Below are 19,283 nucleotides of genomic sequence, written 5' to 3' on the forward strand. Positions count from 1 at the left end.
ATTTATTTGCTTCGTTCTTTTACCATTATTATCAAATCGATAACATCTTTTACTTTTGAGCCCATCCTGTCAATATCTTCATCTTCAAATTCAATATTAAATTTTTGCTCAACCTTTGCAGCAATATTTATCAATTCGGTTGACGGAGTGCTCAAATCTGTAAGAAAGTCGGTTTCTTCTGTTACGCCAACTAACCTTTCCGGATCAATTGTTCGTACAGTTTTTAATACCTCCAATAAACCCTCAAGTATTTCTTGTCTTTCGTTTTCCATATTATGCTAATTTGTTAAATAATTCTATAAGTATTGCACGGCCGGTAATGTCATGCAATTCGGCCACTTTTATAAAATCTTTGCTAATATCATACTTTAATAATCTTTCTTCCGTAAAATCACTAAAATATTCATCAAGATCCAGGCCCTTTGGTACTTTGTAAATGCGCCCGTCGCAAACCATTTGACGCCATTTATAAAAGGTAATGTTACCAATACTAATAAAGGTATCGCCAAGTTCAAGGTAATTTTGAAAGCTAACATTACCAACACTGATAAATGCCGGAACAAACTTATCCCTTAATAAATCAGGCAGCCCTTTCAGCTTACGGCATTCCAAAAAGGTAGCGCATGAAACAATGGTAGCCTGGGCAAATGCCTCTATTTGATCTACGCCGCGAAATACATTGAAATGATCTTCCACGTCCCTTTCTGTGGGAGAATAGCTGGCCACAATTCCTTTGTTAGGAGAATGCCAGTGATAGGTGTTTACGAGCCGTTTTGTGGGGCCATGCAGTAGTAATTGTGACGGATCAACGCCAACCAGGTTGCCGTTCATTATTGTTTCTAAATAGGCTGCTCTTTCTTCTTCTGTCATATTAAACCGCCGTTGACGTGGATATTTGTTCCGTTAATGTATGATGCCTTGTCTGATAAAAGGAACGCAACCGTATCTGCTATATCATCAACCTTTCCAAATCTTTTAGCCGGGATCATATTGAAGTATTTTTGTTTTATTGCTTCGGGTATGGTTGCGGTCATATCGGTCTCTATAAAACCGGGCGATACACTAAGCACTCTTATTTTATGCTCGGTATTGGTTGCCGCCGCTTCCTGTGCCAATGATCGTGAAAGTGCTGTTAAACCAGCTTTGGTGGCTGCGTACACCGATTGGAATGCATTGCCACTTTCGCCGACTACCGAACTTATATTTATAATCACACCTTGCTGTGTAAGGCTAAAAATCTTCATAGCTGTTTTACAGATCAGGATGGGCGCTTTTAAATTTACATTCAGCATGGCATCAATTTCACGCTCGGGCTGATAGTTCAGCGGTTTATCATAGGTTACGCCTGCATTATTTATAACACCGTAGAGGTCGCCATGCTCTTTTTTTAACTGTTTGCAAAAGCTGTTGATAGCTTCCGGATCAGAAAAATCAGCACATAAAATATGATTTCCAGGTTCAATATTTGTGAAACTTTCTGGTTTTGATGCGTGTAATATCAGAGTATATTCGCCTGACAGCTTTTGGGAAATGGCCAGCCCTAACCCTTTACTGGCACCGGTTATTAATATTTTTCTTTTCTCCATCAGGATTTATATAGTGATTAGAGGTTAAAGATTAGCGATTAGTTTTACCAAAGTTGCCAACGGTTTATAACTTTGCCATAAATCTTTACAGCAAATATGTTGATTTATAATAATAATTTAGACATGTTGTTTCAATATATTCAACTGTATTTCAAATCTGTCATTTATGCTAAATAAATATTTGTTTATCAATATTTTGTATTTGTTTTTTTTGCCGTTTTCAGGGTTTTCGCAAAGCAACAAATCGTTTAAGATTGTGCCGTTGGGCGTGAAAGGCGGTATTGATGAAAGTAATTTATCAGCTTACATGGTTGCTGCGGCAGGAACCGATGATTATATATGCCTTGATGCGGGTACCCTGAATTATGGGATTGAGCAGGCCATCCGAAATAAAATATTCAGCATACCCGCGGAACAGGTACTTAAAAGGTACATCAAGGGTTATTTTATTTCACATGCGCATTTAGACCATGTATCCGGATTGATCATAAATTCGCCGGAGGATACCGCTAAAACTATTTACGGGCTGTCAGCGACATTAAAAACAATTAAAACACATTATTTTACGTGGGAAAGCTGGGCTAATTTTGCAGATGAGGGTGAAGCTCCGGCTTTAAAGAAATATCATTACCAGATATTAAGTCCGGATAGCGTTACAATGGTTAAAAATACCGGGATGAGTGTAAAGGCGTTTCCGCTCAGTCACGCTAACCTCCAAAGTACCGCTTTTTTATTAAAAAGCAACGAATCCTATATTTTGTATTTAGGTGATGTTGGGCCGGACGAGATCGAAAAAAGCAATAACCTGCATCTTTTGTGGGAAGCCATTGCCCCGTTGTTAAAAAGCAGGAAGTTAAAGGCCATAATGATCGAAACCTCTTTCCCGAATGAGCAGCCTGATAAAACCCTTTTTGGACATTTAACGCCAAATTGGTTAATGAAGGAAATGGAAGCGCTTGCCGGTTTGGCCGGGAAAGATGCCCTTAAAGGTTTTGACTTGATTGTTACGCATGCAAAGCCACCACAAGTTAACATCAATAAACTTAAAGCCCAGCTGAAAGCTCAAAACAAGTTGCAGTTAAATTTAATATTTCCGGAACAGGGCAGAAGGATTGATTTATAAACGCTGATTTAATTTTTTCTCCTGTTATAATCCCATTCAATGCAGCTTCAGCTAATAATACCAAAACGAAATAAACCAGCTTGATTTATCTCGTTTTGGTATCAGGCGATAATATTATTCGCTAACTTTTTTTGCAGGAGCAGGCTTCACAGCAGGAGCCTTCTTAGCTGGCTTTGGTGAAACTACCGCAGGTGCGCTTTTTTTCTCAGCAGCAGGGACTGCCTTTTTTTCAACAGGCTTTGACGGTGAAGGTTTGCTGGGTTTCGCTGGTTTGGAAAGCTTTTTGGCTAAATTCTTTGCAGCCTTTTCAATTTCTTTCTCTATTTTTTTTGATGTATGACCAAGTTTAGCAGCAAAGGCTTTTAACTCACCTATTAAGCCGGTATGGATTTCCTTCTTGGCAGTTTGTTGTTCTTGTTTGCTTTTTGATTTTGAATTTTCTTTTTTCATTTGGTTTATGGATTGCTTCAAAGGTAAGTTATATTAATGTTTAATCAATATTATCATTATGTTAATTACTAAATTAGGCGTTAATATTGAGTTATCAAGTAATTGGTAATGAAGGTTGTATAAATTAATACTGATGGACGTGCCAATCTTTATTTTTTGTTGCCATACGCATGAGCAATAAAATTAGCAAGATACCTGGTTGAAAATGAGTTGCAATTATGGTTATAAGCTTATAACTTGCTTTTCATTAACCGTTAACATATGGCGCCTACCGAGATAGTGTACGCAAGAGAGCTTACCTTAAATGCAGACGAATTCATTGATGTTTTAAGGCGGAGCTCACTGGGGGAGCGAAGGCCGGTTGATGATTTGGAGCGGATAAAAACAATGTGTCAAAATGCCGATTTGATTATTACGGCACGCCTCAACGGAAAGCTGGTTGGTGTTGCCCGGTCGTTAACTGATTTTGTATTTTGTACCTATTTATCGGACCTGGCGGTTGATCAAAGCCTGCAAAAACAGGGAATAGGTACAAACTTAATTAAGGAAACTAAACTACAATCGCCACAGGCAAAATTAATCCTGCTATCGGCTCCGGCTGCAGTAAATTATTACCCGAAAACGGGAATGACACGTCACGAACATTGTTTTTATTTGGATAATGTGAATGATCTGAAGTTGTAAATACTACATAAGTAACATAGCCTTGTCCCGCGCGGTCAAAGCAGCACTTATCTCATTGAACAAAAGGTGTAAGTTCCCCTTTTTAGCCGTTAATAAATTAGTTACGGCTACTTTTTGCTATTGACACTGAATAAATAACAATAGCTGTTTTTAACTTGAAGTTCATTATTAAAAAAGCGTTAAACATAATACATTTGTTTACGTTAATACGTTCAAATAACGCAACAAAAAGAGAATCAATTATTAAGGATGAGTAAAGTATTTACAATAACAAAAGGGCTGGAGAATATGGGTGCGTTGCGTACCGGGGGGCAAGGGTCGGTTTACAAGGGCAGGCGGATAGGGCCGATAATCACTGCCGTTAAGTTACTGCCGACACCTATTCATAGTGAGAGCACCGAAGATAAAAACTACCGGAATTTTTTAAACGAGGTTGAGAAGCTTAAAAAAGTAAATGAGATACCGAATCCGAATGTTGTTAAAATATTAAATTCCGGTATTACCGAGAGCGGCTCATTTCCTTTTATCGAGATGGAGTTTATTGAGGGGCCTGACCTGGAGGAGCTTTTAAAACCACCCCACGAAAAGATTTTTACTATTAAAGAAGTAATAAAACTGGCCGATCAGCTGGCATGTGCGCTATCACATTGTCATAAAGTGGGGGTTAAACACGGGGATATCAAAAGCAATAATGTAAAGTTCAATAATAATTCAGGCAATTACGTATTGCTTGATTTTGGCCTATCGGTAATGTCAGACGAGCAGCGACGAAGCAGCATGCGGCACGCCGGGGCCATAGAATTTATGGCGCCGGAACAGAACGAAGGAAAAATGCTTTTCCAGACCGATATTTATAGTTACGGAGTTATTTTATATGAATTACTGGCCGGGCAAGTGCCGTTCCCTTTAATAGATAATGGAGAAACAGCAAGAAACAATGTAATGCTGGCTCACCTGGAATCTCCTGTTCCTGACCTCATTAAGCTACGTAAACAAAATTTTCCGGATGATTGGCCAACGCGCGAATTAAAGGTTCCGGAATGGCTGTTACAGATGATTGCGCGGTGTTTGGAAAAATCGCCGGAAAAACGATACGCTAACGGAACGGAACTTCACGACGTAATTGCTGATAGCAGCGTCAAAGAGATCAGGGTAGAGGTTGTAAAAGAAATTAAAGCAGCTGCGGTGCCATCGGCCCCAGTTACAGTTGAAAGGGCCTATTTACCTATGCCCCAGGGTATGATGCAAATTTCACAATCTGTATTTGCCGGGCTCATGATCTTACTGGTTGGCTGCATGGCCTATTCTGCTTATTCTTTATTTCGCCCGGCACAAACAGTGGTAAAACCGGTAACAATACTCCCGGATACTGCGCGGATAAATGACAGTTTCAGGCAGGCAGAACGCCAGCGGATAATTGATTTTAGAAATAAGCGCAGGCAAACTGATTCGCTGACAAAAGACGTAATTGGCGATGCGTTAAAAAAAGATAAAAATGCAAATCCGGACAGCGCCAAAACAGACTCAACAGGCAATTAACCCAATAACCAGTTAATAATTACATGGATCAAAAAAATACTATCTGGCAACGTATGGGCATCCAGGATTGGTTTTTAACCAGCCCTGATAACGGTAAAATAAAAAAACAGGTGGTACTTACGCCTGATGATGTTTATAATTACGTAATAGCGAAATTCAGCGACTCGGTAAGGGAATTGTCCTTTGCTGACAGGATCGTGTTTTACCACGAGTATATCATCAGTTTCAATACTGAAGATTACAAGGAGTTTATCAACAACAAAGAGGGGCTGCTGGGGCTGATTGTAAATGAAACGGTGAAAAAATTTTACGAATTGCTTGGGCAGTACCGCGCCGCGGGTAAAACAGTTGTGCCTTCCAGTTCAAAATGGGTATTCAGGCTGGTATCGCACCCGGATTATGCCAGGGGTGACATTGGTTTTATTGGCAAGTTACTGCCGGGAAGTAATAAGAAGGAAGAAAACCTGAGGGTAACATTCATTCCACGCCAAACTGGTGTTGCACAAACCTTTGATATTAGTGATGATGTGCTTAAAAGCTTCAATTACTACAGCGAGGGCTATTATGAGCTGCCTTATATGGAAGAATTGAATTATGATGAAAAAGGTGTGGTAAAGCCTGGTAAAAAATACCATGCACGATTTGAAACTATTCTTCCCGAAAAACAGTTTGCCGGTAAAAAAGTAGAATACCTGATGAATGATGATGAAATAATTGTCTCGGGCGAGGATGAAACACGTGAAGATTCAAATATTTTTAAAATACCTACGGAATGGGTTAACACCCCGCATTTGCGCATCAGGTTTAACAAATCAGACGGGAAGTTTTACGTTGCCTCGTTTGGGGAGTTAACTATACTGAATGAACAGGAATTGGTGCGGAGTGATGTTAATTCGCCTTCGTGGGTAGAGCTACCTGTAAATTCCAGAATACTATTAAATGGTATAGTAGGCGTAAATTTATTTAAATCGTAACCCATGTCACAAATATTATCAGTTGGGTTGCTGGCGGTTTGCGCCGCGTTACTGGCAACTCATTTTTTAGAAATTAAAAAATCCCGTAAACAAAAATGACTGATCAATATTTCGGCATAACTGATACAGGCAAAGTACGGCAAAATAACGAAGATGCATTTATTGCCCGGCAAAGCACGGATAACCGTTTTATTATAGCCTGTGTAATAGACGGGGTAGGCGGATACGCCGGCGGGGAAATAGCCGCCAGACTGGCCCGTGAAGCTATCCTTCAACGCCTCGAAAATTCTTCTGGTGATGTTATTTCGATGATAATTGACTGTTTTGAACTGGCCAATGAACGCATTATTGAAGAAAAGCACCTGAATAAGGAGTACGCACAAATGAGCTGTGTATCAACCCTTGCACTGGTTGACATTATCAATAACCAATTTTATTATGCCCATGTGGGTGATACACGGTTGTACTTATTACGGGATAGTTCACTCGTGAAAATCTCGCACGATCAGTCATTTGTTGGCTTCCTGGAGGAATCAGGGCGGCTATCGGAAGATGAGGCAATGAATCACCCTAAAAGGAATGAGATCAATAAAGCGCTGGGTTTTGAAAGCCATTTAGGAAAAAATACAGATTATATTGAAACAGGCCAGTCGCCATTTTTATCCGGCGATATGCTGCTGTTGTGCAGTGATGGCTTAACTGATATGGTTGGCAGCGCCGACATAACCGGCATCCTTACAAAAAGTACTTCGCTGAAGGAAAAGGGCAAACAGTTAATTGATGCTGCCAATAATAACGGCGGCAGGGATAATGTAACTGTTGTACTGGTACATAATGATAAAGTGGCCCGGCAACACGCTGCAAAAACGGTTAAACGCGAACCGGTAGTAACTATTGAAGATAATAAAACTAAGGTAAATTCAGCACCTGAAACAGAAAAGGAAATAGTGTCTCCTAAGAGCAGGAACGGGCTGATCGGGCTGCTTTCATTACTGGTGCTGGTGTTTTTGGCCAGTAGCATTTATCTATATCTGCAGCTTAAAAACCAGGATACTGCCGCAATAAAAAAGCAGCCGATAATTGATAGTCCCCAAACTCCCGATCCGCAGGAGCTTAAACTGCAGCAAGCTATTAATAATGTTAAAGGAAAATTGCTGGTCCTTGCAGATACAAGTTATAAAAATCCCATTATTATTACTCATGCTATTGAAATTAATAAGGATACTTTGTTAATAAAGGCTAAAGGGAAAATTGTTTTTAAGGGAGAATCAAGCTATAAAGGATCAGCATTTAAGCTTTCTGAAAAGTGCAAAAACATAGTTTTGGATAGTCTTAACTTTACTGATTTTCAAACGGGTGTGTCATTAATTAATGGCTCGCTGGAATTAAAGAACGTACGTTTTTCAAATGTGCAGCAAAGCGTTCAAAATCAGCTGAATTTTGCTGGCAGCAAGTATGTTAACGGTAAAATACCTTATTTAACAATGCACATGGATTCCTTACCTGTAACCGCAAAAAAATAGATATGGGGTCGAGAAAAAAAGAACGGATATTTCTTTTACTGTGTGCCGTATTGCTTGGCTTGCTGTTTATCAGGCTGTTTGCTGTGCTGCAGAATAATTTTACTGATGTTGCCCGGCGGCTTAAGGATGGTACTATGGTAAACCTTAATGCGCCCAATCCGTCACAAAATTTAAAAAAACTGCTGGAGAAAGGTTATTATTTTGATGATCCGAAAGATGTTGATCTGATTGAAAGTGTTGTTGCCTCAAAAAGTAAGGGTAAACAATTTGATAATATTGGTGAGCTGAATAAACAAGCTTATTATGTAGATGCGGATGATGCGTTTAGCCGCGGCGGAAAATCCTTTAAAGACAGGGTGCTTGTTTCCCGTACATTATTGGGCTATACAGGTGATGATTCCGTTCGCTTTACCCAGGAAAGAAATAATCCACCGGTGTTACCATCTGCCACAGATTTGGAGTTTGCCGGCAACACGATATCGGGCTCAGTGGTTAATAAAACTGGTCCGGTTCCGGGTGTATTGGTGAGGTTGCAAATGATCTTGCCGCAGGACAGTCTTTATAGTGATGAAGAAAGCGATGAAGTAAAAACAAAGGTTAAACAAGGTAAAGGGTACCAGGTTACCTATGTTAATGATGCCGCCGGTAAAACCCATTTACAGGCATTGGTAGCCTATGCGCGTACGGATGCACAGGGAGATTATACCTTTAAAAATCTTCCTGCCGACAAGGCGTTTGAGGTGTTGCCGCTTCAGCCGGGATTTCAATTTGGACGCTCATTAGGAACGGAAGACCTGGACAAAGATGTAGCTTTTGTTTTTCACCAGTCGCCGCATACCATAAGGCTTTTGAGCACCAGGGATTTTAGCATATTAAAGAAAGAAAAGGCCCTGATCATCCGCACACCTGCTGAATTTAACGAATGGTATTGGATAATTGCAGGCGTATTTTTCGGCTGCTTTTTTCTGCTCCATTTTATTTTAGGCTGGAAATTCCCGGAGACAGATCAAATCATCCTGCCACTGATAATGATATTGACCGGGATTTCATTCATTACGTTATTAAACCTGCAGGATCCGTTACGTGATCGTTTTTTTGCCAAAGATTCGCTGGTTTACCTCGGGATGGGGGTGTTGGCTATTATTGCGTTATTGCAATTTAACCTGCGCCGCTTTACTTCCGATTCGGGCGTGTTCCGGATGCTTATTTTCAAAAATAACCGCAAGGCAGCCAACGGTTGGCCGTGGATAGTCCTGGCGATGGGATTATTGCTGTTGACGATTCGTTTCGGTTCGGGCCCTGAAGGCAGCGGGGTAAAAGTTAACCTTTTTGGTTTTCAACCAAGTGAGATCGTTAAATACCTGGTTATTATATTTTTGGCTGGTTTTTTTGCCACCAACGAGAAGTTTATTAGTGAGTACACAAGCTGGAAAAAACGATGGTCTTTTTTCTCGTTCGCGGTAATAGCAATCGCTTTCACACTTTTATTATTCCTGATGCTTGGCGACATGGGCCCTGCTATTGTGATCTGTTTTACCTTTATCATCCTGTTCTCTTTTTCGCGTGGCGACTTTATGTTTATGACCCTGGCGGTAGTAGTTTATGTGCTGCTGTCCTGGATCTTCAAAAATGTATGGCTGTCAACTGGGCTTACTGCAGCCGTGGTATTGCTGGTGTTTTTATCAAAGCGTAAAACACTGAGCGAATCGGCAATAATGGCGCTTATTATTATTTCCGGTTTTTTAACTATAGACAAGGTTCCGCATCTTGATCAATTGATTCCCGGACCGGTACAGCGGCTTGTTGACCGTAAAGCGATATGGCAGGATGCATGGAACAATGAGGTGTATGGCGGCGACCAGGTAGCTAACGGGCTTTGGGCCATGTCTGGCGGCGGTGTAACCGGGCAGGGCGTCGGCGAAGGCTTTGCAAAAACTATACCTGAGGCGCATACGGATATGATTTTGCCGGCTATCGGCGAAAGCTTCGGCTGGACGGGGATTGTGAGTATTTTCCTCTTGTTTTTAGTGTACCTGCACCGTTCAATCATTATAGGCAGGCAAACTGGTACGCCGTTTCTTTTCTACTTATGCGCGGGCATTGGTATTTGTACGTTTATGCAGTTTTTGTTAATTGCCGGCGGCTCAACAGGGGCTTTGCCGTTATCGGGCGTGGCATTACCTTTTGAAAGCTACGGCGGTTCGTCACTCGTTGCCAATTTCCTGGCCGCTGGTTTTCTTTTGTCGGCGTCAGGTGTAAAGGGTACTCCTGTTCAAATGTCATTTATAACCAAACAGCAGGACCGGAACCTGGTGCCAGCACTTTTAGCAGCTTGTATTGGTATTTTGCTGCTGATAGTAAATATTTCAAGCTATTTGTTTGATAGTAAAAAATGGATCATAAAGCCGGCATTGGTGGCCGACCGGAGCGGGGCGCGCATGTTTAGCTATAACCCGCGCATCGCTATTTTGATGAATAAATTACAAGCGGGTACGCTTTACGACCGGAACGGGCGCATACTTGCTACCAGTAACCCCGGATTAATAAAGAAACAGGAAAATTTATTGAATGCCGCCGGGGCGGATCATTACGACCTGGATTCTGCAATGCATAAACGCCTTACCCGGTATTACCCTTTTGAAGACCAAATGTTTTTTTGGACAGGTGACGAAAATACCGGGATTTTTAATGGTAGTACCAACGGTTACTTTGCTGAATACGAACATGCTGCAGAACTACGTGGCTTTAAAATGCCCGTTACCAGCTTTAATGCTCATGCCAGTCGTTTCAGGGAAGATCGGTTTTTGCCAAAGGGGGTGAAAGAAATGTCAGTAGCTAAAAGAGACTACAAGGCAATTGCACCTTTACTTTTTGCCGGGATAAATAGCGAAGAAGTGGCCGCATTTAAAAAGCGGAATCGCGATGTACAGTTAACGGTGGATGCACAGCTGCAAACGGGGATCCAGCGGTCAATGGCTGCAGATACCGCGCTGAATGACAACAGGGTGTCGGTAGTTGTTATGGAAGCAGCATCAGGCGATGTACTGGCTTCGGCTGTGTACCCATTGCCGCCGGTTCATAATTACGACCAGCTCACCATGCCCTTGCAGGAGCAAAATAAATTATCGCAATGGATAACGACCAGCGATCTTGGGTTTACCTATGCCACACAGCCAGGGTCAACTGCAAAGGTGTTAACTGCTATGGCATCGTTTAATAAACTTGGGTTAGCGGCAGATGAAGTGAAATTTCATGTAAGTACGGAGGAGCGGATCAGAACAAAAGGGATTGAACCCGACGAAACCGGTGTAATAAGCCTGGAAAGGGCGATTGCCAAATCAAATAACGTTTACTTTATAAAGCTTGCCAACGAAAAACATTTGCAGGAAGATATGGTTAACCTGTATCTTAAAGCCGGAATGTTTCTGCACGGGGTAGGTGGTTATTTCTACAACAAGAAACCGGAAAATACTGCCCAGGAAGAAAAATGGCGTGAGCTATGGCGTAAAACAGAGTTCAATACCCGGCCAAGGTACGATCCGAATAATATCCATAAAACGCGCGCTAAAGGCATTTCAGGCATGGCCTGGGGGCAGGGCGAGCTAATAGCGACACCTGCTGCTATAGCCAGGCTGGTTTCAGGCGTAGCTAACAATGGGGCACTGGTTGCAAATCGTTTTGTTTTAAAGGTAAACGACACGCTGCAGCCTGTTAAAGGCAGTATTAAGCTGGCTAACGATCCGCGTTATGCGGCATTGCTTACCAAATACATGATTGAGCAGAGCGCCCCGAAAACAGAAATACTGGGCGTAAAAGTTGCCGGTAAAACGGGGACACCGGAAAGGATTTGGAAAGGTAACAGTATAAATGACGGCTGGTACGTGTTTTTTGCACCAATGGCAAAAGGAAAAGGTAATATTGTGGTGTGTATCAGGGTAGAATCAACCAAAGGATCGTCAGACGCGGTACGGCTTGCCGGCAAGGATGTGATCCCTTTACTGTTGAAAGAAGGATATATTAAAAGTATTGTTCCCGCCGGTGAAACAGGAACGGCAGATGAATAGTTATATAAAATAATAAGGTTGGTATGTTTGATCTGTTTAAAAGAAAAGATAATAAAGCGCCGCAGGATGTAAAAAGCCTTAGGGATACACTGCTTCGCATGGTTAAAGAGCAGCTGCAAAAATCAGAAGGGGGAGAGGGCCGCCTTATTAAGGGGATTCACCTATTTATAAAGGCAGACGTGGCGGAAAAACACCTCTACGAAGCAGCTGTGTACCTGGAAGAAAAAGATAAGTTTAAAGAAGAGATCCAGCGGATAGCTGATGATTTTGCGCTCGATCTTCCCGAAAACTGGGTTATGGAAATTAGCTTCAGCGAAGATTTTCCGCAGGAATCCGTTAAGTCTGATACCGTGGATGCTGCCATATTTATCCGTACCAGGGATCACAATATCCAACGGTCGGCTTCTGCAAGCATCAGGGTGCTAAATGGCGAGGCCGAAAAGGAAGAATATATCATTACATCGTCTGATGGAAAGGTTAACATCGGCCGCGAAAGCAAGGTGCAGGTAAACGATGGTTTTTTCAGGCTCAATCAAATAGCTTTTCCGGGAAATAGTGCAAATGAAAGCAACAAGTTCATCAGCAGGCAACATGCGCATGTGGAATGGAATAATGACGATGCGTGTTTTATTCTTTATGCAGATGAAGGCGGCGTGCCCCCCGGCAATAAAATTAAGATCAAGTCTGTTGGTAATGTAAATTTAATTAAGCTCCATTCTACCAATATCGGGCATAAACTAAATGAAGGTGACCAGATTATTTTGGGAGAGTCGGCAGTGCTGGAGTTTAGCTATAATCCATCAGCAATTTAAATGAGTAAAGTATTTACTATAACAGAAGGCCTGGAGAATATGGGTGCCCTGCGAACGGGTGGCCAGGGTTCTGTATATAAAGGCAGGCGAATAGGTGCTATCATTAGCGCAGTTAAGCTTTTACCAACGCCAATTCATAGCGAAAGTATGGATGACCATAATTATCGCAATTTTTTAAATGAAGTTGAAAAACTCAGAAAGGTAAATGAAATACCTAATCCTAATGTAGTTAAAATACTAAACTCCGGGATAACAGAAAGCGGGTCGCTGCCCTTTATAGAAATGGAGTTTATAGAAGGGCCGGACCTTGGAGAGTTATTAAAACCACCGCACGAAACGATATTCACCATTAAAGAAGTAATAAAACTGGCCGACCAGCTCGCATCTGCACTCTCTCATTGCCATAAAGTAGGTGTGAAGCATGGCGATATAAAAAGCAACAATATCAAATTTAACATCCACTCGGGAAATTATGTGCTGCTTGATTTCGGCCTGTCGGTAATGTCAGACGAACAGCGGCGGAGCAGTATGCGCCACGCCGGCGCTATAGAGTTTATGGCCCCGGAGCAAAACGAGGGGCAAATGCTGTTCCAAACAGATATTTACAGCTATGGGGTTGTATTATATGAGTTGCTGGCCGGGCAGGTTCCGTTTCCTTTAAAGGATAACGGCGAAACTGCAAGAAATAATGTAATGCTATCACACCTGGAACAACCGGTTCCTGATGTGCTGGAACTAAGAAGACAGAACTTGCCTCAGTCATGGCCTTTATTGCAGCAGGAAAAAGAAATGCAGGTTCCGGCATGGCTGCTTCAAATGATAAAGAAATGCCTGGAAAAATCCCCGGATAACCGGTTTACTAATGGCACTGAGATCCACGAAGTAATTATTGAAAACAGTATTTCTGAAAGCACAGAAGGAGCAGCAGGTGCCATAACTGCATTAACAGCAGAAAACAAAATATTACAACAAAGGCTATCAGGATATCAGCAAGCCGAAGCGGGTAAAGAGAATACGATCAATTTATCAAAGCCTGTATTTGCGGGGGTAATAACGCTGCTGTTGGCCTCAATAACCTACGGGATATTTAAATCACCCGCTAAAACAACCGGTTTGAATTCCGCCCTGAGAGATTCAACGCAGTTAGCCGGCAAAAAGCCTATGGCAGATACTGTTAAAAATAAGAAATTACAGGTAGCTGTTCCTATTGTTAATAAAGACACAGTTAAAGCAGCACAAAAAGCAGACAGCATAAAGTTGGCCCGCAAAAAAGCACTGTTGGCTAAAAAGAAATTGCACAAGAAAAAGAAAAAGTTTCTTGGGATTTTCCCGATTAAATAAAACGACGTTAAATTTACCGGCGGGATGCCGTTGTTTAAAGTTCCAGAACCTTGTTTTTAGAGATGGCTTTTAAAATCTTATCGGAAATGCCAATATTCATGCCTTTTCCTTTCAGATCTTCAGTAGAAACTTCATATTTTTTCGACCAGTACTCATCTTCAGAATTTGCCTGAATTTGAAATATTTCCCTGTTTTGAGTTTCAGTTCTAATGTTATTGTGCATGATACAATGATTTTAACTTTAACAATTAATAACTATACAAAGGTAAATGCTATGTTGTTAACGTTTAATTACCGTTATGTTAATTTAATGTTAAGTAAAATATAAAACTGAGGGCTGTAATTGTAAAGAACGCCTATTATAAAATATAAAAAAATAGCGACCGGTTATTAAAAAAAATCCAATATTTGAATAAGCAGTATAGCTGCACTATTTAATCCTAAAACCTTTAACAACGGCACCTCTCCGCAAAGAGGATTCATGATGAAAAAAAATGACACTATTGACATCGCCATTATAGGTGGTGGCGTATCCGGCGTTTATAGCGCATGGAAACTTAAGCTAAAGTATCCCGCAAAAAAAATTGTAGTATTTGAAGGTGGCGACCATATAGGTGGCCGGTTACTTTCTGTTGTGCCGCCTCATATTCCTGATATGGTGGCTGAACTTGGCGGGATGCGCATACTTGAAAATGCCCAGCCGCTGATCGTCGGGCTTATCAAAAAGTTAAACAAGCAGCTTGCGGATGATAATCAGATTGAGTTATATGATTTTCCTGTTGATGAGAATCAGAACATAGCGTATTTAAGAGGGGTTTACCTTAGGTTATCTGACTATACATTAAACCCAGATAAAGTACCTTATAAGTTGTCGTTCCTTGAAAAAGGCGGCTCGCCAGGCGTTATCATTGTAAATGCCATTGAGCAAATAGTGCCCGGAATTACCAATCCAAAGCTAACTGAAGAGGAAAGGCGGCTGCTGGCGCAAAATGCGGAATTTGCCGGGGAGCCACTTTATAAACAAGGATTTTGGAATGTGCTTTACCGCGTTATCAGCGGCGAAGCTTATCAATTTGGTATGGATGCAGGTGGTTATAATTCAACCCTATCTAACTGGAATGCCGCTGATGCTATCCCGTGGTTCCTGACTGATTTTGGGATAGTGCCGCAATACAAGGGCTTTAAAAAAGGTTTTCAGCAGATTCCTAAAACCCTGGCCGATTTTTTTGTCCAACTGGGCGGCGAAATTAATTTGAATACTAAACTAAACGGTTTTGAAACTATTGATGGCAAATTTCATTTAGCTTTTAAGGATAGTACCGTTGTTGCAGATTCATTGATCCTGGCGATGCCCCGCCGTTCGCTTGATCTGCTTGCGCCGAACAGTCCGTCATTACAACAAATTAAGCAGTTGATAGGCAGCGTTACGCCGCGTCCGCTGTTTAAATTGTTTACCACCTACGCAAACCCATGGTGGATGGCAGCTGGCTATACCGATAAAACAACCGGTAAATTCGTCCCGGTTGAGTCAGGCCGGAGCGTTACCGATCTCCCGGTAAGACAGACTTACTACTGGCCAAAAAACAACGGCAAACCCGCCACAAAAGGCGAATCAATGCTGCTGGCCAGTTATGACGATGGCAACAACATCGGTTTTTGGGATGGTCTGCGCCCGCAACGCAAGCAAGCCTGGGCAGAAGGCCTCGCCCATGCAAAAATTGAGGATCCGTTTTTAGGAGAAGCCCAAAATGACAAAGCTCACCTGGATTGGTTTGAATACATGGCGCCCACACCAATGGTTGATGAAGTGGCAAGGCAACTACAACTCATGCATGGATTGAGCCATACTCCGATCGTAAAAAATGCCGCCTTCCGCGACTGGGGCGAAGATCCATTTGGCGGTGGCTGGAACAGCTGGAACATAGGCGTAAAAAGCTCGGAAGTACGGGATCAAATTACGCAGCCCATTGATAACTTACAGCTTTACATCTGCGGCGAAGCCTACTCCGATGCCCAGGGCTGGGTTGAAGGCGCTTTGCAAACGGCGGATATTATGTTGAAGAAGATTATAAAGAAGTAAATTGACGTCCGCTTTCCGATACACCGCAGGATTACGCTTGCCAACCCTGCGGTGTATTGAATATGCGAGGCAGAAATAAACGGGTTTACTTATCCAACCCACCCCTCCGTGTCGCTTTTACCTGAACCGGCCATTTAATCCCTTCTGTTTTTGTGTTTACTGTTTTTGCGGGGTCTTCGCTGGCCATGTAGGCTAACATGGCAGCAAGCATGGCGTTATTTTTCAGGTCACTAAAAACTATTTTGTCGTAGGTGTCGCGGTTGGTATGCCAGGTATATGACCCATACGACCAGCTAAGCGAGCCTAACGAAAAGCCGGGTGCACCGACGGCAACAAATGAGGCAAAGTCTGAACCGCCGCCTCCGGGTGCGCCGGGGAATACCGTTTTTATGCGGTTCTTAATAGTATCAGGTACTGCGGCAAGCCAGCGGGTAAGGTAGTCTTTGGCCTCGACATAGCCTTGCCCGGTCAGGTTTACCACGCGGCCGGTGCCGTTATCCTGGTTAAAAAGTGCCTGCAGGTTTTTTACTATTTCAGGGTGATCTTCTACAAAAGCCCGTGAACCGTTCAATCCTTCCTCTTCGCTGCCCCAATGGCCAACCAATATGGTGCGTTTGGGGTGGGGATAATATTTCTTTAACAAGCGCATAGCCTCCATCATGGTAAGGGTGCCGGTGCCATTGTCGGTAGCCCCGGTTCCGCCATCCCACGAGTCGAAGTGCGCGCTTAACATTACATATTCTTCAGGCTTTTCGCTGCCTTTTATTTCGGCGATGGTATTAAAGGTTGGTACTACACCCAGTTCTTTTGATTCGGTATGCACGCTGATCTTCGGGTTTGCACCCGATTCGGTTAAACGGTAAAGCATCCCGTAATCTTCCAGTGCAATATCAACGGTCGGTACTTTTTTAGTATAAGCGCCAAAAATTTTATCAACTCCAAATCCGGCAGACCAGTTATTGGTTAATATCCCCACTGCCCCGGCATTTTCAAGCGCTACCGGTAATGTTTTATTATTAAGGCCGGTTTTGCTGACGCGTTTACGCCAGGCATCAGTCATGGCGCTGCGCTCTTTTTTCATTTTATCAAAAGATTCCGTTGTAGCAAATTCCTTCCAGTTATCATCGGGCCTGCCGGTAGGCTGGCACATGGAGATCATAACAAACTTACCTTTTACATTTGGCAGCCATTGTTGAAAAGCAACAGAGTCGGCTAAATCGGGTAATATAATTATTTCGGCCGTGGTAGTCTTTTTGCCCATTCCAGGGCTCCAGGCCAATTGGGTACCTTCAAGGGATTTTACCCGTGGAGACACCATATCAATGTGCGAAACCCCACGTTCCCAGCCACGCCATTCGCCCCATTTTTCATTATGAGCCGGGATGTCCCAGCTTTTATATTTGGCAACAGCCCAGTCATTAGCTTGTTTCATTTGCGGGGTGCCCACCAAACGGGGGCCAACGCCATCAAAAAGCTCATGGGCCAATTTTTCCAATTGCGAGTTGTTTGTTTCTTCGGCCATTATGCTGTCAATAACCGGTTTGTTTGATTGTGCCAATGCAATGCTGCTGATAAGCACCGCACCTAACATAAAGGGCAATGTTTTTTGCCAAAGGCCTAAGCGGGATTGGGTATAGGTGTTTTTCATAAGTCTAATTTATAAAAAAAATAAAGGTGTTATCATTTCTAATTAAGCTGCCACGCTTTTTAAATTATTTGTTATACTATTTTTACAATCCGGACCTGAAATTCATCACTTGCCTGTAAAAACGGGAGCTATTTAGTTTTAACTTAGTTCACCTTTATTTGAATCCTTATTGATATGAAAAAACTTAAATACTTATTGCTGTTATTTACCGGCCTTGCTGTAAGCATCAATTTGTTTGCCCAACAAACTACAGATAGCCTTTACCAGGTAAAAGGCTTCGCAATAGCGGCGCCGAGGCCTAATGGTGTTGCAGATTTTATTAAATTTATTGATGAAGAACTGGCACCGCGTAAAGTGAATACGCTGATATTGAGGGTTGATTATAACTACCAGTATAAAAGCCACCCGGAACTAATGGATTCAATAGCGCTTTCAAAAAGCGATGTTAAAAAAATTGTGGAGGCGTGTAAGAAGCATAATATTAGTATTATTCCGCAGGTTAACTTGTTGGGGCACCAGTCATGGGCCAACAAAACAGGGATGTTATTGAGGGTTTATCCCGAATTTGATGAAACTCCATGGATTAAAGTTCCTTTAACTGCGGGCGAATATAAATGGCCCAACGCCGATGGTTTGTATTGTAAAAGTTATTGCCCGCTTCATCCTGGTGTTCATAAAATTGTGTTCGACGTGATTGATGAGGTAATGGATGTGTTTGAAGCAAGTGCTTTTCATGCGGGGATGGATGAAGTATTTTACCTGGGCGAGGATAAATGCCCGCGTTGCGCCGGGCGCGATAAGGCTGTCCTGTTTGCTGATGAAGTACAAACTATTCGTGATCATTTGGCCGAAAAAGGCCGGGAACTTTGGATTTGGGGCGACCGTTTAATTGACGGCAGAACTACCGGCATAGGCGAGTGGGCCGCAAGTTATAATAATACATGGAAGGCTATTGACCTCATCCCGCGCGATGTGGTGATCTGCGACTGGCAGTATGACCAGGATAATCAAACAGCAGTTTATTTTGCAATGAAAGGCTTAAGAGTAGTGACCTGCGCGTGGAATCGTCCGCAGGTAGCGTTGAGCCAGGTAGAAAATCTGTATCGTTCAAGGGCCGCATCCGGCAGGGAGCTTAAACGCCGTTTTTACGGAGTTGCGGAAACCATCTGGTCGTCGCCTGTTCAGTTTCTTGATGGGTATTATGGAAGGTCAATTAACCCTGAATCCGGTAACAATACCCCGTGGAATACTTTCAGGGTAATGTTTGATAAGATAAATCAGTTGGAGCAGGCCGCTTCAACCAAATGATGAAAATTTATCGTTAAAAAAATGCCGGTCTCAGGCTTTTAGTTATTTTTCAGTTTTTGTTCAATATTTCATTTGTGTATTAAATTATTGGTAAGTGTTAATTATTAATAAGTTTCGATAAATTTCTTATTAATTTAAAATTAATACTTTT

The 19,283-nt window shown here is 42.2% G+C and carries 16 protein-coding genes; 10 read left to right on the plus strand and 6 right to left on the minus strand.

Features of this window, described 5'->3' with window-relative positions; translation table 11 throughout:
- Positions 1 to 2: 2 nt before the first annotated feature.
- Genes MuYL_RS09305 through MuYL_RS09315 form a run of 3 tightly spaced genes read right to left on the minus strand, consistent with a single transcriptional unit; the run spans position 3 to position 1,586 of the window.
- Complete coding sequence (locus MuYL_RS09305; RefSeq protein ID WP_094570299.1) at positions 3 to 272, minus strand: acyl carrier protein; 270 nt, start codon at positions 270 to 272, stop codon at positions 3 to 5.
- A 1-nt stretch (position 273) separates the two neighbouring features.
- Complete coding sequence (locus MuYL_RS09310) at positions 274 to 870, minus strand: hypothetical protein (RefSeq protein WP_245845827.1); 597 nt, start codon at positions 868 to 870, stop codon at positions 274 to 276.
- Entirely contained in the window at positions 867 to 1,586 is a 720-nt protein-coding gene (locus MuYL_RS09315) for an SDR family NAD(P)-dependent oxidoreductase (RefSeq protein ID WP_094570300.1), read from the minus strand. Before MuYL_RS09315 ends, MuYL_RS09310 begins: the two co-directional genes overlap by 4 nt.
- Before the next feature lie 166 nt (positions 1,587 to 1,752).
- Here MuYL_RS09315 and MuYL_RS09320 point away from each other — a divergent pair, with 166 nt between their 5' ends.
- Positions 1,753 to 2,709, plus strand: a complete 957-nt coding sequence (locus MuYL_RS09320) for an MBL fold metallo-hydrolase (protein ID WP_094570301.1) — start codon at positions 1,753 to 1,755, stop codon at positions 2,707 to 2,709.
- Between the two features lie 114 nt (positions 2,710 to 2,823).
- Here the strand turns inward: MuYL_RS09320 and MuYL_RS09325 are convergent, their stop codons facing one another.
- Positions 2,824 to 3,159 (minus strand): hypothetical protein, encoded by a 336-nt coding sequence (locus tag MuYL_RS09325; protein WP_094570302.1) that lies wholly within the window; start codon positions 3,157 to 3,159, stop codon positions 2,824 to 2,826.
- Between the two features lie 261 nt (positions 3,160 to 3,420).
- Between MuYL_RS09325 and MuYL_RS09330 the strand changes: the two genes are divergently transcribed.
- The 7 genes from MuYL_RS09330 (at position 3,421) to MuYL_RS09360 (ending at position 14,096) form a co-directional block, all read left to right on the plus strand.
- Positions 3,421 to 3,843: a GNAT family N-acetyltransferase gene (locus MuYL_RS09330; RefSeq protein WP_094570303.1), complete on the plus strand. Its 423-nt coding sequence runs from the start codon at positions 3,421 to 3,423 to the stop codon at positions 3,841 to 3,843.
- A gap of 249 nt (positions 3,844 to 4,092) precedes the next feature.
- The gene (locus MuYL_RS09335; RefSeq protein ID WP_094570304.1) at positions 4,093 to 5,382 is read left to right on the plus strand and encodes a serine/threonine protein kinase; all 1,290 of its coding nucleotides are present in this window, start codon (positions 4,093 to 4,095) and stop codon (positions 5,380 to 5,382) included.
- Between the two features lie 23 nt (positions 5,383 to 5,405).
- Positions 5,406 to 6,356 (plus strand): hypothetical protein, encoded by a 951-nt coding sequence (locus MuYL_RS09340; RefSeq protein ID WP_094570305.1) that lies wholly within the window; start codon positions 5,406 to 5,408, stop codon positions 6,354 to 6,356.
- Positions 6,357 to 6,451: 95 nt separating this feature from the next.
- Complete coding sequence (locus MuYL_RS09345; protein ID WP_094570306.1) at positions 6,452 to 7,879, plus strand: PP2C family protein-serine/threonine phosphatase; 1,428 nt, start codon at positions 6,452 to 6,454, stop codon at positions 7,877 to 7,879.
- Positions 7,880 to 7,881: 2 nt separating this feature from the next.
- Positions 7,882 to 11,943: an FtsW/RodA/SpoVE family cell cycle protein gene (locus tag MuYL_RS09350; RefSeq protein ID WP_094570307.1), complete on the plus strand. Its 4,062-nt coding sequence runs from the start codon at positions 7,882 to 7,884 to the stop codon at positions 11,941 to 11,943.
- Between the two features lie 23 nt (positions 11,944 to 11,966).
- Complete coding sequence (locus MuYL_RS09355) at positions 11,967 to 12,755, plus strand: FHA domain-containing protein (protein WP_094570308.1); 789 nt, start codon at positions 11,967 to 11,969, stop codon at positions 12,753 to 12,755.
- Positions 12,756 to 14,096: a serine/threonine protein kinase gene (locus MuYL_RS09360; protein ID WP_094570309.1), complete on the plus strand. Its 1,341-nt coding sequence runs from the start codon at positions 12,756 to 12,758 to the stop codon at positions 14,094 to 14,096.
- 34 nt (positions 14,097 to 14,130) lie between these two features.
- Here MuYL_RS09360 and MuYL_RS09365 read toward each other — a convergent pair whose 3' ends face one another.
- Positions 14,131 to 14,319 (minus strand): hypothetical protein, encoded by a 189-nt coding sequence (locus MuYL_RS09365; RefSeq protein ID WP_094570310.1) that lies wholly within the window; start codon positions 14,317 to 14,319, stop codon positions 14,131 to 14,133.
- A 258-nt stretch (positions 14,320 to 14,577) separates the two neighbouring features.
- Here MuYL_RS09365 and MuYL_RS09370 point away from each other — a divergent pair, with 258 nt between their 5' ends.
- Complete coding sequence (locus tag MuYL_RS09370; RefSeq protein ID WP_211710256.1) at positions 14,578 to 16,176, plus strand: flavin monoamine oxidase family protein; 1,599 nt, start codon at positions 14,578 to 14,580, stop codon at positions 16,174 to 16,176.
- 85 nt (positions 16,177 to 16,261) lie between these two features.
- On the opposite strand, the gene MuYL_RS09375 is transcribed toward MuYL_RS09370, so the two are convergent.
- Positions 16,262 to 17,824, minus strand: coding sequence for a M20/M25/M40 family metallo-hydrolase (locus tag MuYL_RS09375; protein ID WP_094570312.1), 1,563 nt, complete (start codon positions 17,822 to 17,824; stop codon positions 16,262 to 16,264).
- 174 nt (positions 17,825 to 17,998) lie between these two features.
- Here MuYL_RS09375 and MuYL_RS09380 point away from each other — a divergent pair, with 174 nt between their 5' ends.
- A complete protein-coding gene (locus MuYL_RS09380) occupies positions 17,999 to 19,132 on the plus strand; it encodes a family 20 glycosylhydrolase (RefSeq protein WP_094570313.1) in 1,134 nt (377 codons plus the stop codon).
- The last annotated feature ends 151 nt before the right edge of the window (positions 19,133 to 19,283 follow it).

It is taken from the genome of Mucilaginibacter xinganensis (assembly GCF_002257585.1).
GTDB classification, from domain to species: Bacteria; Bacteroidota; Bacteroidia; order Sphingobacteriales; family Sphingobacteriaceae; genus Mucilaginibacter; species Mucilaginibacter xinganensis.